We start from the raw sequence: 13,225 nt of genomic DNA on the forward strand, positions 1-13,225 counted from the left end.
GTTTACGCCGCGCGGCGGGCCGAGGCCGACAGCCATTCGCGCGCGCGGCGCTGGGCTTCGGCAATCTCGCGGGCGGTCATCTCGTCGGAAATGTCGGCGCGGCACAGCTGGGCTTCGCCGTGGCCGGCCACGGCCGCCAGGTTGAACCACTTGTGCGCCTCGATCAGATCGCATTCGACCCCGTGGCTGCCGGTGGAATAGGCCACCCCCAGGTCGAAATAGGCGCTGATGTCGCCCCCTGCGGCGGCGGCCAGGCAGCTGGCGATCAGCAGTTCCTCGCTCGTTTCATCCGCGATCGACACCGGACCCGAAAAGCGGCCGGCGAAATTTCCGTCATGGACCCAGGTAGTGCTCATGTCCCGATACCCCCTTTGCGCGGTCCGCTGGGAACCGCCGATGAGCCAAGATTTCCCGAACATGGTCAACAAATGATTAACGCCCACGACAAATTGTCCCACCCTGTGACAACCCGGGTCTGGATGCCTGACTCCGGTGGGGAGGGAATGGCGCATCATGCCTGCTCGGGCTGTGCAGAATGTCGATGAATCTGGTCTCCACCAGCTTTGCAGCTTGTGCGGGATTCTGCGCAGTTCTATAGGCGCGCTCGATCCGGCGCAGGGTGGTTTACGGGAAAGCCCGAAACCGCAGGGACCCGCGGGCCCGGCTGGTCTGGTGTGGAGAGTTTATGGCGACGGTTCTGGGCGATGAAATTGACGTCCTTGCCAAGGCGAAACGCGCGATCGCGGGCGAATATGCCCCGGGCGAGAGCGAACCCTACATGTGCGAAGCGCAGCTCGACTATTACCGGCGCCTGCTGCTGGAATGGAAGAAGCTGATCCTTTCGGCGGCGCAGGACACCCTGCAGCAGCTGCAGGACGGTCCGATCCGCGAGCCCGATCTTAACGATCGCGCCTCGAGCGAGACGGACTGGGGCATCGAACTGCGCACCCGCGACCGGCAGCGCAAGCTGATCGCCAAGATCGATTCGGCGCTGCGCCGGATCGAGGAAGGCGAATACGGCTATTGCGAGGTTACCGGCGAACCGATCGGTCTGGGCCGCCTGTCCGCCCGCCCGATCGCGACCATGACGGTCGAAGCGCAGGAAGCGCACGAACGGCGTGAGAAAATTTCTCGCGACGATTGAAGCGCATAGGCCGCGTTAACCGGTTCTTTGCCACCTTGCTTTAGCATTCGGCGATGGTGGCCTTCCTAAAGGTCGCGCCATCAGTTGGGCACACATGGGCCTGAATGTGGGAGCTTTGAGACCGGCCATGGGCGAGAACGAGCATCGGCAGATTGCGCGCGACAGCCTGTTCGTGATGGCTGAACTGCGCCTCGACGGGGTCGAGGGCGAGCGCCGCGTGCGCGTGCGCAACCTTTCATCGGGCGGGCTGATGGCCGAAGGGACCTTTCGCGTCCAGCGCGGCCAGATGGTCTGGATCAACATCCGCAATGTCGGCTGGGTCGAAGGCTCGGTGGCCTGGGTGCAGGATACCCGCTTCGGCGTCGCGTTCCGCGAAGAGATCGACCCGCAGGTGGTGCGCACCCCGGTCAATGCCGGCGAAGGCACCCCGCGCTTCGTGCGTCCGCCGATGGCGCAGGTCGAATACGGCGCGCTGCGCAAGATCTGACCGGTTGTCACTGCGGGGGCAAATCCCTTAAGAACCCGAGGGCGTGTCGATCCTCCCGCCCTTGCGTGCCATTTCCGCACTGCTGGCCAGCCTGGCCCTGCTTCCGCTTGCCGCCTGCGGCAGCGACGATGACAATGCGGTCGATGTCGCCGTGGTCGGTGATCCGGGCGCGCCGTTCGTTACCTCGGGGCGGCTGCCCTATGCCGCCGAACTGGTGCGGGCCGCCACCGCCGAAGGGCTGGTCGGGCTGGACGAGCAGGGGCGAGTAATTCCCGCCGTTGCGGATCGCTGGATCGTGACCGACGATGGCCTGTCCTACATCTTCCGCCTGCGCGATGGCACCTGGGCCGATGGCACGCCGATCAGCGGCGAGACCGCCCGGACGGCGCTCGTCCAGGCGATCGCCGCTTTGCGCGGGCGGCCGCTGGGCGAAGACCTGGCCTCGATCGACGAGGTGCGGGCGATGGCCGGGCGAGTGATCGAGCTGCGCCTGAAAGAGCAGGCGCCCGATCTGCTGCAATTGCTGGCCCAGCCCGAACTGGGGCTGGTGTGGCGCGGCCGCGGCGCCGGGCCGATGAAGCTTGACCGGCAGAAGCGGGTGGCGGTGCTGACCCCGATCCCGCCCGAGGATCGCGGCTTGCCCCAGCAGGAAGACTGGCAGGAGCGCCGCCGCAAGCTGCGGCTGGTGGCTCTGCCGGCCGACCAGGCGATTGCCCGGTTCAACGCCGGCGAGGCTGATTTCGTGCTGGGCGGGCAGTTCCAGGACTTTCCCCGGCTCGATGCCAGCGGGGTGGCGCGCGGCGCGATCCGGCTGGATCCGGTGCTGGGCCTGTTCGGACTGGCGGTGACCCATAACGACGGCTTCCTAGGGGAGCCCGAGAACCGCGAAGTGCTGGCCATGGCCATCGATCGCGACAGCCTGGCCAATGCCCTGGGCGTCGGCGGCTGGCTGACCACGACGCGGATCGTCAATCCCGGGAGCGCCGACGACAACAGCAGCGTTGGGGAGCGCTGGTCGACCCGTTCGCTGGCCGAGCGGCGCAGCGAGGCTTCCACCCGCGTTGCCCGGTGGAAGGCCGCGCGCAAGCTGGCCCCGCTGCGCATCGCGCTGCCCGCCGGGCAGGGGGCCGACCTGCTGTTCCGGCAGCTTGCGGCTGACTATACGGCGATCGGCCTGGCGGTGGTGCGCACCCGGCCGGGTGACCCGGCCGACCTGGTGCTGATCGACAAGGTCGCCCGCTATGCCCGGATCGGCTGGTTCCTGAACCAGTTGAGTTGCGCCAGCCAGTCGGCCGCGTGCAGTCCTGCCGCCGACCGCCTGGTGGATGCGGCGCTGGCCGAACCGGATGCGGTCAAACGCGCCGATCTTTACGCTCAGGCTGAAGCGCAATTGACCATGGCCAACGGCTATATCCCGTTCGGCGCGCCGATCCGCTGGTCGATCGTGGCGGGCAATGCCACGGGCTTCGTCGCCAACCGGCGGGGACTGCACCCCTTGATGCCGATGGCGCTGCGCCCCAAGTAACAGGGGCGGGTCAGGTCCGGCCCGCATTGTCCAAGGGGTTGCGCGTAATGCAGGATCAAGGCTTGCGGCGGATGACCGCGGATTTGCCGCTGGGCACCGACGCCCAGTCGGTACGCTGCCGGGTCGAGGGGCTGGAGCGGCTGCTGGATGGCCTGATCACCGTGCCACTAGTCGGACGCAAGGTTGGCCTGGATGCCGTGCTTGGCCTGGTTCCGGGCGTCGGCGACGTGATCACCGGCATGATGGGGCTCTATCTCGTATGGGAGGCCCGCAACCTTGGCATGCCGCGCTGGCAGCTGTGGCGCATGGCCGGCAACGTCGGGCTGGACGCATTGCTGGGCGTGGTGCCGCTGGCGGGCGACCTGGTGGACCTGCTCTATCGTTCGAACAGCCGCAACCTCAGGATCATCCGCAAGCACCTTGACCGGCACCATCCCGGATCGGTGGTGATCGAAGGCTAGCCGGCTTCCCGCCAGGCGCATGAACCCGCGCCCGGACCAGGGCCGCGCCGACGCCACACGCCTCGACTCGCGCAGTTCCGCTGTTTACGAGAAATTAACCTTTCATCTTCATTGGTCATATGGTTAATGAAGGGCAATGACCGTTACCAAGCGGTTGCTGCCAGGACTTTCGGGGCAAAGGGGGATATCCCATGCGCGTACTGCTGATCGAGGACGAGCCGACCACGGCCCGGGCCATCGAACTGATGCTGACCAGTGAGGGCTTCAACGTCTACTCGACCGACCTCGGCGAGGAAGGCTTGGATCTCGGCAAGCTGTATGATTACGACATCATCCTGCTCGACCTGAACCTGCCGGACATGCACGGCTACGACGTGCTCAAGAAGCTCCGCGTCGCCAAGGTGCAGACCCCGGTGCTGATCCTTTCGGGCATCAGCGAAATGGATTCCAAGGTGCGCTCGTTCGGCTTCGGGGCCGACGATTACGTGACCAAGCCGTTCCACCGCGAGGAACTGGTCGCCCGCATCCACGCCGTTGTGCGCCGTTCCAAGGGGCATTCGCAGTCGGTCATCCGCACCGGCAAGCTGGCGGTCAACCTGGATGCCAAGACCGTCGAGGTTGATGGCGCCCGCGTTCACCTGACCGGCAAGGAATACGCGATGCTGGAACTGCTCTCGCTGCGCAAGGGCACCACCTTGACCAAGGAAATGTTCCTCAACCACCTGTACGGCGGGATGGACGAACCCGAACTCAAGATCATCGACGTGTTCATCTGCAAGCTGCGCAAGAAGCTGGCCCATGCCTGCGGCGGTGAAAACTACATCGAAACCGTCTGGGGCCGCGGCTATGTGCTGCGCGATCCGGGCGAAGAGGCACAGGCCGCCTGACCCCCATTTCCCGTTTGTTGCGAGAACGGCCCGCCCCCAAGGCGGGCCGTTTGCGTTGGTACGGCCGCCGGTTCAGTCGATCCGGTTGAAGTAGGTCGTTTCCAGCTTCGGCAGCGAAGTCCCGGCCCAGACGATGGTTTCCGTCATCGCCTTGCCATCCCTGGCTGCGGTGTAGACCCGCGTCGATACCGGGACGCCCGCTTTACCCAGGGTCATCACCAGGGTGCCGGGGGCGGGCTGGCGCAGCGCGACCGTGTCGATGAAGCCCATGTTGCCGGTGATCGGCACGGGCACGCCGTCGAGCGCGGCGGTCGATTCGGCGCGGCTGGCAGTGCCATCCGGTGCGACCATATCCACCACGCTGGTCCATTTCCGGTCGGGCGAGACGCGGAACGAGATGGTGACCCGCTGCGGCCGCTCCTCGGCCGGAATGCGCTGGACATCCAGCGCCCAGCGTCCGGCCAGCGGCGCAGGCCCCGTCGCGGCGGCATGAACCGCATGCGCGGGCGCGGGTTCCGGGGCCGGATCGGCGGCCATCATGGCAAGGCCGGCACTGGCCAGGGAGAGTGTGACAAGCATGGCAATCGTTCCTTTCGACCTGATGCGCCCGGCAGGTGCGGGGCGCAGCGCTTCCTCGGTCGAGGAACCGGGCGCGGGAAGATCGATATTCCTGTCCCAGAATTTCTGGGCATCCAGCAGCCGCGCCAGTTCCCGGCTACTGCCGATCCCGGTCTTGCGGCGCGCATCGCGCAGCCGTTCGTTGATCGAGCCTTCGGACCGATCGAGACTGGCGGCGATCGACTTGACCGTGTGTCCGGCAGCCAGCAGGCGCAGCACCTCCAGTTCCTTGTCATTCAGGGCTGCAAGCGCGCTGGTGGGATGATCCATGGCCGACATGCGCCGTGCTGACCACAAGCGCCTGGCAGCGTCCATCCCAAATATTTTGGCCCCGGTCAGCCGCTGCCGCCAGGCATGGGGCGACTGCGGCTGAGCTTGACCCCCGCCGGACCGGCTGCCAAACGCCCCGACCATGACCGCCCACAAATCCGGTGACCCGACCACGCTCAACCGCCTCTATGGCCGCTCGATGGGCAAGCCGCTGCGCAAGGGCCAGCAGGCGCTGGTCGATCACCTGCTGCCGCAGATTGCCGTGCCCGACGAAGGCGAAGTTACGGCGGAGCGGCTGTTCGGCCAGCCCTGCCCACTGCATTTCGAGATCGGCTTTGGCGGGGGCGAGCATATGGCGGCGCGTGCCGACATGCTGCCTGACCATGGCTTCATCGGCGCGGAACCGTTCCTCAACGGCGTGGCCCAGGCGCTGACCCATGTCAGCGGCGATAATGGCGCGCACCCGCCGCTCGGCAACGTTCGGATCCATCACGGCGATGCGCTGGAAGTGCTGCGGCGCATCCCGGACGGGTCGCTCAGCTTCCTTTACCTGCTCCATCCCGATCCCTGGCCCAAGGCCCGCCACGCCAAGCGGCGGATGATGAACGACGGCCCGGTCAACCTGTTCGCGGCCAAGCTGCGCCCCGGCGGCGAATTCCGCTTCGGCACCGATCACGCGGTCTATGTCCGCCACGCGCTGATGGTGATGCGCCGCCACACCGACCAGTTCGAATGGTTGATCGACAAGCCGGGCGATTTCCAGAGGCGCCCCGGCGGCTGGCCGGAAACCCGCTATGAACACAAGGCCCGCACCGTCTATGGGCACGAGGTCTGGTACTTCCGCTATCGCCGCAAATAGCGCTTTGGCGCGCGGATAGGACGGCTCGGCGCTAACGAACTTTTTCTTTGTGGCGCAGTCCCCATATAAACTCCACCAGTTCGGTTGACAAAGCCACCTGGGGAGTCGCCTGCCATGGACCTGTCGCTGCTGAGCATCGAGGCGTTGCTGCCCTTCATTTTGGTGGGGTTTGCCGCGCAGTTGGTGGATGGCGCGCTGGGCATGGCCTTTGGCGTGATTTCCAATACCCTGCTGGTCGCGGTAATGGGGGTCCCGCCCGCGCTCGCCTCGCAGCGGGTCCACGTGGTCGAATGTTTCACCACCGCCACCTCGGGTATCAGCCATCTGCTGCACGGCAATATCGACAAGCAGCTGTTCCTGCGGCTGCTGCTGCCGGGCGTGGCTGGCGGGGTGCTGGGTGCCTATCTTTTGACCAGCCTGGACGCCAGCGTGGTCAAGCCGTTCGTGCTGCTCTACCTGACCGGCATCGGCCTCTATATCCTGGCGCGCGGGCTGTTCTATCCGCCCAAGCTCAAGGAAGCGCGGCTGATTGCTCCGCTCGGGCTGGTTGGCGGGTTCCTCGATGCGGCGGGCGGCGGCGGCTGGGGGCCGGTGGTCACCAGCAACCTGCTGATCCAGGGGGCCGATCCGCGCAAGGTGGTGGGCACGGTCAACGCAGTCGAATTCTTCCTGACGCTGACTGTCTCGGCCACCTTCATCTGGCACCTGGGCTTTGCCGATCTGGCCGGAGCGACGCTGGGCTTGCTGATCGGCGGCTTGCTGGCCGCGCCGATCGGGGCCTGGGCGGCCAAGCATTTCCCGCCCAAGCAGATGCTGATCCTGGTCGGGACCGTGCTGATCCTGACCAGCGGCTTCGGGGTGTGGAAAGCCTGGGGCTGAGCTTCAGGCTGCGATCTGCTCGGCAATTGCCAGTAGGCGGCGGGCCTGGTCAAGGTGGAGCAGCTCCACCATCTTTCCGTCCAGCTTGATCACGCCCTTGCCGGCATGTTCCGGCGCGGCAAAGGCGGCGACCACCCGCTCGGCCCAGTCCAGTTCCGCCGCGCTGGGCGAAAACACCGCGTTGCACGGTTCGATCTGGTCGGGATGGATCAGTGTCTTGCCATCGAAGCCGAACAGCAGGCCCTGCTGCGCCTCTGCCGTGAATGCGGCCAGATCGCGAAATTCGTTGCACACCCCGTCCAGCACCACCAGCCCGTGCGCCCGCGCGGCGGCAACCGCCATGGTCAGCACCGGCTGGAATGGCACTCGGCCAGGTAGCAACTGGGCGCGCATTTCCTTGGCCAGGTCATTGGTGCCCAGCACGAAGCCCGCGAGCCGGCTGTCTGCCGCGCAGGCCGCCACATCGTGCAGGCGAGGCAGCACGGCGCAGGTTTCGATCATCACCCACAGCCGGGTCTGTGCCGGGGCTGCCGCCAGCGCGGCATTGTAGGCGCGAATGTCCTCCACGCCCTCGATCTTGGGCACCAGCACCGCATCCGGCCCACTCGCGGCAATCGCGGCCAGGTCGTGAGCGCCCCAGGGGGTATTCAGGCCATTTGCCCGCACTACTACCTCGCGCCGGCCGAACCCGCCTTCGCCCACCGCCGCCACGGCCATGGCGCGGGCCTCTACCTTGCCATCAGGCGCGACCGAATCCTCAAGATCGAGGATGACGGTATCGACCGGCAGGGTCCTCGCCTTGGCCAGGGCCTTGGCGTTCGAAGCCGGCAGGTAGAGCGCGCTGCGGCGCGGGCGGGCAGAGGCGGCGGTCATCACGCTTACCCCGCGATGCCGGCCGCGGCCAGCACGGCCAGGGTCAGCACATCGGGCGCGATCGCGGTCATCGGGATGATCTGGACCGGCTTTTCCATGCCGATCAGCATCGGCCCGATCGTGGCGTTGCCTGCCAGCTCGCGCAGCAGCTTGGCCGAGATGTTGGCCGATTGCAGCCCGGGCATGACCAGCACGTTGGCCGGAGCCGACAGCCGGCTGAACGGATAGTTCTGCATCACCGTCGGGTTCAGCGCGGCGTCGGGGGCCATTTCGCCCTCGTATTCGAAGCCGGGGTTTTCGGCATCGAGGATCGCCACCGCCTCGCGGATCGGCTCAAGCCAGCGGCCCGGCGGGTTGCCAAAGGTCGAATAGGACAGGAAGGCGACGCGCGGTTCGTGGCCCAGGCGGCGGGCAACAGCGGCGGTTTCCTTGGCGATCACCGCCAGATCGGCGCTGCTCGGCCGTTCGTTGACCGTCGTGTCGGCCAGGAACACGGTATAGTTCTTGCCGATCATCAGGTGGATGCCAAAGGGCAGGCGGCCCTCCTGCGGATCGAGCACATGGCGCACTTCGCGCATTGTCTGGCCAAAAGTGCGGGTGATCCCGGTGACCATCGCATCGCCCACCCCCAGCTTGAGCAGGCACGAAGCGAAGACGTTGCGATCCTGGTTGACCATGCGGCGCACGTCGCGTTCCAGGAAACCGCGGCGTTGCAGGCGGGAATACAGCATGTCGACCATCGCCGGGATATGCTCGCTGACTGCCGAGTTCTCGATCTGGTAGCTGTCGGGATTGCCAACACCGAGCTCGGCCAGCTTTGCCTTGACCGCCTCTGTCCGCCCGACCAGCACCGGCTCGCCATAGCCGAAATCACGGTACTGGATCGCCGCGCGCAGCACGATCTCGTTCTCGGCCTCGGCAAAGATCATCCGCTTGGGGTTGGCCTTGACCGTTTCATAGACCTGGGTCAGCACCGAAGTGGTCGGGTTGAGCCGGGCCTTCAAGCTGTGGCGATAAGCGTCGAAATCCTCAATGGGCTTCTGCGCCACCCCGGTATCCATCGCCGCCTTGGCGACGGCGGAAGACACCACTTCCATCAGCCGCGGATCGAACGGGGCGGGGATGATGTATTCCGGCCCGAACTGGTATTTCTGGCCATAGGCCGCCGCCACTTCCTCGGGCACGGTTTCGCGCGCCAGTTCGGCAATGGCGCGGGCGGCGGCGATCTTCATCTCCTCGTTGATCGCGGTCGCCTGGACGTCCAGCGCGCCGCGGAAGATGAAGGGGAAGCCCAGCACGTTGTTGACCTGGTTGGGATAGTCCGACCGGCCGGTTGCGACGATCGCGTCGGGGCGCACGGCCTTGACATCGGGCGGGGTGATTTCCGGGTCCGGGTTGGCCATGGCGAAGATGATCGGCTGCGCGGCCATGTCCTTGACCATGTCCTGCGTCACCGCGCCGGCAGCCGACAAGCCCAGGAAGATGTCCGCGCCGACCAGCGCTTCCTTCAGCGTGCGCTTATCGGTGTGGATCGCATGCGCGCTCTTGAACTGATCCACGCCTTCGCGCCCGACATAGATCACGCCCTTGGTATCGCAGACGGTGACGTTTTCGTGGCGCACGCCCATCGACTTGATCAGCGCGGTGCAGGCCAGCGCCGATGCGCCAGCGCCGTTGACCACCATCTTCACGTCCTTGAAATCGCGCCCGGTCAGGTAGCAGGCGTTGACCAGGCCGGCGGCGGCGATGATCGCGGTGCCGTGCTGGTCATCGTGCATCACCGGGATCTTCATGCGTTCGCGCAGTGCCTGCTCGATCACGAAGCATTCCGGGGCCTTGATGTCTTCCAGGTTGATCCCGCCGAAGCTGGGCTCCATCAGCGCCACGGCCTCGATGAACTTTTCGGGATCCTCGGTCGCCAGTTCGATGTCGATCGAATCGACGTCGGCAAAGCGCTTGAACAGCACTGCCTTGCCTTCCATTACCGGCTTGGATGCCAGCGCACCCAGGTTGCCCATGCCCAGGATCGCGGTGCCGTTCGAAATCACCGCCACCAGGTTGCCGCGCGCGGTATATTCATAGGCGGCGGTGGGATCGTCGGCGATGGCCTGCACCGGCACGGCCACGCCCGGCGAATAGGCCAGGCTCAGGTCGCGCTGGGTCGCCATCGGCTTCGACGCGATGATCTCGATCTTACCTGGGCGGATGGTGCTGTGATAGAACAGCGCCTCGCGCTCGGTGAAGCGGACGTTGCTTTCGTTCTGCTGGGAAAGTTCTTCTGACACGTGCGATCTCCGGTTTCGGCCTTGCCCTAACGGATGCTTGGGCCACGCGATAGGGGAAAGCGTGGGGTCCAAGCGTTCCGAATCGCCGCTACAACCGCTAGGCCGGACGACATGTCAGGCAGCAGCGCCAGCCCCATGATGGTCCAGTACCTCGCGCTCAAGGAGCAGGCGGAGGATTGCCTGCTGTTCTACCGCATGGGCGATTTCTTCGAACTGTTCTTCGACGATGCCCGGCTGGCCGCGCAGGTGCTGGACATCGCGCTGACCAGCCGGGGCGAACACATGGGCCTGCCGATCCCGATGTGCGGCGTGCCAGTCCATTCGGCGGAAGGCTATCTGGCCCGCCTGATCAAGGCCGGCTGCCGCGTGGCGATTGCCGAACAGATCGAAACGCCCGAAGAGGCCAAGCGGCGCGGCGGTTCCAAGGCGCTGGTCGCGCGCGACATCGTCCGCTTCGTCACCGCCGGCACCCTGACGGAGGAAGCCCTGCTCGAACCGCGCCGGGCCAACGTGCTGGCCGCCGTGTGCGAAGTGCGCGGGCAGTGCGGGATTGCCGCCTGCGACATTTCGACCGGGCGGATGGAGCTGGAGGAATGCGCGCCCGATCGGCTGAGTGCGGCCCTGGCGCGGCTGGGAGCAAGCGAACTCGTCGCGCCCGAACAGTGGGATCTGGCCCCGGCGGCCGCGATGCCCCGCCCGGCGCGCGAATTCGGCTCTGACCAGGGGGAAGCGCGGCTCAAGGCGGTGCACGGCGTGGCCACGCTCGATGGGTTCGGCATGTTCAGCCGGGCGATGCTGGCGGCGGCGGGCGGGCTGATCGCCTATCTCGATCATGTCGGGCGCGGCAAGCTGCCGCTGCTGCTGCCCCCGGTGGCGCGCAGCGGCGATGCGCACCTCGCCATGGATGAAGCGACTCGCGCCAGTCTCGAAATCCTCGTCACCAGCCAGGGCAGCCGCAAGGGCAGCCTGGTCGATGCGCTCGATCGCTGCGTCACCGGCGCGGGGGCGCGGCTGCTGGCCGAAGACCTGTCCGCTCCGTTGACCGATCTGACGCTGATCGAGGCGCGGCTGGAATTGGTGCAGTGGTTGCACGATGATCCGCTGCTGCGCGCGGACCTGCGCACTGTGCTGCGCGCGTTGCCAGACCTGGGCCGGGCGCTGGGCCGGGTGGTCGCTGGGCGCGGCAGCCCGCGCGACCTGGGACAGCTGCGCGACGGATTGACCGAGGCGCGCCGAATCCACGATTTCCTGCTGCCGCGCACCGATCTGCCGGAACTGCTGCGCACGCTGCTGCCCAGTCTGGCGGGGCACGGCGCGCTGTGCGACCATTTTGCCCGCGCGCTGGTGCCCAGTCCGCCGACCGAGCGTGGGCAGGGCGGCTACATTGCCGAAGACTATGACGCCGCGCTGGATGAGCTGCGCCGCATTTCGGGCGATGCCCGACGCGCCATTGCCGCGCTGGAGACGAAATACCGCGACCAGACCGGGATCGTTGCGCTGAAGATCCGCCACAACGGCGTGCTGGGCTATTTCATCGAGGTGCCGGCTGGCCGTGCGGATGCGCTGATGGCGCCCGATAGCGGCTTCACCCACCGCCAGACCATGGCCGGGGCAGTGCGGTTCAATGCCGTTGCCCTGCACGAGGAAGCGAGCCGCATCGCCCAGGCCGGTGGGCATGCCCTGGCAGCGGAAGAAGCCCATTTTGAGCAGCTGGTGGCCGAGGCGATTGCCGCCCGCCACGCCATCGCCGCCACGGCCCAGGCGCTCGCCCGGATCGACGTGGCCGCCGGGCAGGCCGAACGCGCGGCGGAGAGCGGCTGGTCCCGGCCCGCGATCAGCGCGGGGCTGGCGCTGGAGATCGAACAGGGCCGCCATCCCGTGGTTGAAGCGGCGCTGGCGGCGAAGGGCGAGCGCTTTGTCGCCAACGACTGCCGTCTCGCCAGCCATGACCGGCTGTGGCTGGTCGGCGGGCCGAACATGGGCGGCAAGAGCACGTTCCTGCGCCAGAACGCGCTGATCGTGCTGCTGGCGCAGGCAGGTGGCTTCGTGCCTGCTGCGCGCGCGCGAATCGGGCTGGTCGACCGGCTGTTCAGCCGGGTCGGCGCCAGCGACAACCTGGCGCGCGGGCGCTCGACCTTCATGGTCGAAATGGTCGAGACCGCAGCGATCCTGGCCCAGGCGAGCGAACGCAGCTTTGTGATCCTGGACGAAGTCGGGCGCGGTACCTCAACCTACGATGGCCTCGCGCTGGCCTGGGCGGTGGTCGAGGCGGTGCACGGCGTCAACCGCAGCCGCTGCCTGTTCGCGACCCATTACCACGAACTTGCCCGCCTGGCCGACAGCTGCGAGGCGCTGTCGCTGCATCACGTCCGCGCGCGCGAGTGGAAGGGCGAACTGGTGCTGCTGCACGAAGTGGCCGAAGGCCCGGCTGACCGCTCCTATGGCCTCGCCGTGGCGAAGCTCGCCGGGGTGCCTGCCCCGGTGGTGGCGCGGGCCAAGGCCGTGCTCGACAAGCTGGAGAAAGGCCGGGCCGAAACCGGCGGCCTGGCGGCTGGGCTGGGCGATCTGCCGCTATTCGCCGCCACCGCTGCCGCCGCCAGCGAGCCCGAAGTCGATGCGCTGCGCGCGCGTCTGGCCGAAGTGGATGTTGATGCGCTCAGCCCGCGTGATGCGCTGGAACTGGTCTATGCGCTCAAGCACTTGGCCGAATAGGCTTCCTTAAGCATTCCCGGCTAGTGCCGACACCATGTTCGGTTTCGGACCCAAGCTGGGCCAGGTGTTCGCCAGCCGCTGGAAGGCGGTGGCCTGGTCGCTCGGCATCCTCGCCACGGCCTATTGCACGGTGCCGGTGGCCGATCAGGCGCGCGAGCATGAGGCGCAGAAGGCAGCTGTCGCCAAGGCTGCGCACAAATCGCCCTGGGCGAAGGACTGAAAGAG

General features: G+C 66.8%; 13 protein-coding genes. 9 read left to right on the forward strand and 4 right to left on the reverse strand.

Annotated elements, in window-relative coordinates:
- Positions 1-2 precede the first annotated feature (2 nt).
- Positions 3-356, reverse strand: a complete 354-nt coding sequence (locus ACE3N9_RS13130) for a hypothetical protein (RefSeq protein ID WP_374284271.1) — start codon at positions 354-356, stop codon at positions 3-5.
- Positions 357-685: 329 nt separating this feature from the next.
- Between ACE3N9_RS13130 and dksA the strand changes: the two genes are divergently transcribed.
- The 5 genes from dksA to ctrA all read left to right on the forward strand — a co-directional run bounded on the left by dksA (position 686) and on the right by ctrA (position 4,504).
- The gene (gene dksA / locus ACE3N9_RS13135) at positions 686-1,144 is read left to right on the forward strand and encodes an RNA polymerase-binding protein DksA (RefSeq protein ID WP_374284273.1); all 459 of its coding nucleotides are present in this window, start codon (positions 686-688) and stop codon (positions 1,142-1,144) included.
- Positions 1,145-1,271: 127 nt separating this feature from the next.
- A complete protein-coding gene (locus ACE3N9_RS13140) occupies positions 1,272-1,631 on the forward strand; it encodes a PilZ domain-containing protein (protein ID WP_374284275.1) in 360 nt (119 codons plus the stop codon).
- A 43-nt stretch (positions 1,632-1,674) separates the two neighbouring features.
- The gene (locus tag ACE3N9_RS13145) at positions 1,675-3,156 is read left to right on the forward strand and encodes an ABC transporter substrate-binding protein (protein ID WP_374284278.1); all 1,482 of its coding nucleotides are present in this window, start codon (positions 1,675-1,677) and stop codon (positions 3,154-3,156) included.
- A 71-nt stretch (positions 3,157-3,227) separates the two neighbouring features.
- Positions 3,228-3,617, forward strand: a complete 390-nt coding sequence (locus ACE3N9_RS13150) for a DUF4112 domain-containing protein (protein WP_374284280.1) — start codon at positions 3,228-3,230, stop codon at positions 3,615-3,617.
- Between the two features lie 191 nt (positions 3,618-3,808).
- Entirely contained in the window at positions 3,809-4,504 is a 696-nt protein-coding gene (gene ctrA, locus ACE3N9_RS13155; protein ID WP_374284282.1) for a response regulator transcription factor CtrA, read from the forward strand.
- Between the two features lie 72 nt (positions 4,505-4,576).
- Here the strand turns inward: ctrA and ACE3N9_RS13160 are convergent, their stop codons facing one another.
- Positions 4,577-5,401, reverse strand: a complete 825-nt coding sequence (locus tag ACE3N9_RS13160; protein WP_374284284.1) for a helix-turn-helix transcriptional regulator — start codon at positions 5,399-5,401, stop codon at positions 4,577-4,579.
- Positions 5,402-5,534: 133 nt separating this feature from the next.
- Here ACE3N9_RS13160 and ACE3N9_RS13165 point away from each other — a divergent pair, with 133 nt between their 5' ends.
- Complete coding sequence (locus ACE3N9_RS13165) at positions 5,535-6,251, forward strand: tRNA (guanosine(46)-N(7))-methyltransferase TrmB (RefSeq protein WP_374284286.1); 717 nt, start codon at positions 5,535-5,537, stop codon at positions 6,249-6,251.
- A gap of 114 nt (positions 6,252-6,365) precedes the next feature.
- Positions 6,366-7,130 (forward strand): sulfite exporter TauE/SafE family protein, encoded by a 765-nt coding sequence (locus ACE3N9_RS13170; RefSeq protein ID WP_374284287.1) that lies wholly within the window; start codon positions 6,366-6,368, stop codon positions 7,128-7,130.
- A gap of 3 nt (positions 7,131-7,133) precedes the next feature.
- Here the strand turns inward: ACE3N9_RS13170 and ACE3N9_RS13175 are convergent, their stop codons facing one another.
- Both ACE3N9_RS13175 and ACE3N9_RS13180 read right to left on the reverse strand, forming a co-directional pair.
- Positions 7,134-8,003, reverse strand: a complete 870-nt coding sequence (locus ACE3N9_RS13175) for a CoA ester lyase (RefSeq protein WP_374284289.1) — start codon at positions 8,001-8,003, stop codon at positions 7,134-7,136.
- Positions 8,004-8,008: 5 nt separating this feature from the next.
- The gene (locus tag ACE3N9_RS13180; RefSeq protein WP_374284292.1) at positions 8,009-10,288 is read right to left on the reverse strand and encodes an NADP-dependent malic enzyme; all 2,280 of its coding nucleotides are present in this window, start codon (positions 10,286-10,288) and stop codon (positions 8,009-8,011) included.
- Positions 10,289-10,399: 111 nt separating this feature from the next.
- On the opposite strand from ACE3N9_RS13180, the gene mutS reads away from it, so the two are divergent.
- Both mutS and ACE3N9_RS13190 read left to right on the forward strand, forming a co-directional pair.
- Entirely contained in the window at positions 10,400-13,000 is a 2,601-nt protein-coding gene (mutS, locus tag ACE3N9_RS13185) for a DNA mismatch repair protein MutS (protein ID WP_374284294.1), read from the forward strand.
- A gap of 34 nt (positions 13,001-13,034) precedes the next feature.
- Positions 13,035-13,220, forward strand: a complete 186-nt coding sequence (locus ACE3N9_RS13190) for a hypothetical protein (protein ID WP_374284297.1) — start codon at positions 13,035-13,037, stop codon at positions 13,218-13,220.
- Positions 13,221-13,225 lie beyond the last annotated feature (5 nt).

It is taken from the genome of Novosphingobium sp. (assembly GCF_041905565.1).
Taxonomy (GTDB): domain Bacteria; phylum Pseudomonadota; class Alphaproteobacteria; order Sphingomonadales; family Sphingomonadaceae; genus Novosphingobium.

Bases quoted from the DNA above. Each gene is read 5' to 3' on its own strand.
- ACE3N9_RS13165 (WP_374284286.1), top strand. From the start codon at position 5,535: ATGACCGCCCACAAATCCGGTGACCCGACCACGCTCAACCGCCTCTAT.
- ACE3N9_RS13130 (WP_374284271.1), bottom strand. From the start codon at position 356: ATGAGCACTACCTGGGTCCATGACGGAAATTTCGCCGGCCGCTTTTCG.
- ACE3N9_RS13150 (WP_374284280.1), top strand. From the start codon at position 3,228: ATGACCGCGGATTTGCCGCTGGGCACCGACGCCCAGTCGGTACGCTGC.
- ACE3N9_RS13170 (WP_374284287.1), top strand. From the start codon at position 6,366: ATGGACCTGTCGCTGCTGAGCATCGAGGCGTTGCTGCCCTTCATTTTG.
- ACE3N9_RS13160 (WP_374284284.1), bottom strand. From the start codon at position 5,401: ATGTCGGCCATGGATCATCCCACCAGCGCGCTTGCAGCCCTGAATGAC.
- ACE3N9_RS13140 (WP_374284275.1), top strand. From the start codon at position 1,272: ATGGGCGAGAACGAGCATCGGCAGATTGCGCGCGACAGCCTGTTCGTG.
- ctrA (WP_374284282.1), top strand. From the start codon at position 3,809: ATGCGCGTACTGCTGATCGAGGACGAGCCGACCACGGCCCGGGCCATC.
- ACE3N9_RS13190 (WP_374284297.1), top strand. From the start codon at position 13,035: ATGTTCGGTTTCGGACCCAAGCTGGGCCAGGTGTTCGCCAGCCGCTGG.
- ACE3N9_RS13175 (WP_374284289.1), bottom strand. From the start codon at position 8,003: ATGACCGCCGCCTCTGCCCGCCCGCGCCGCAGCGCGCTCTACCTGCCG.
- dksA (WP_374284273.1), top strand. From the start codon at position 686: ATGGCGACGGTTCTGGGCGATGAAATTGACGTCCTTGCCAAGGCGAAA.
- mutS (WP_374284294.1), top strand. From the start codon at position 10,400: ATGTCAGGCAGCAGCGCCAGCCCCATGATGGTCCAGTACCTCGCGCTC.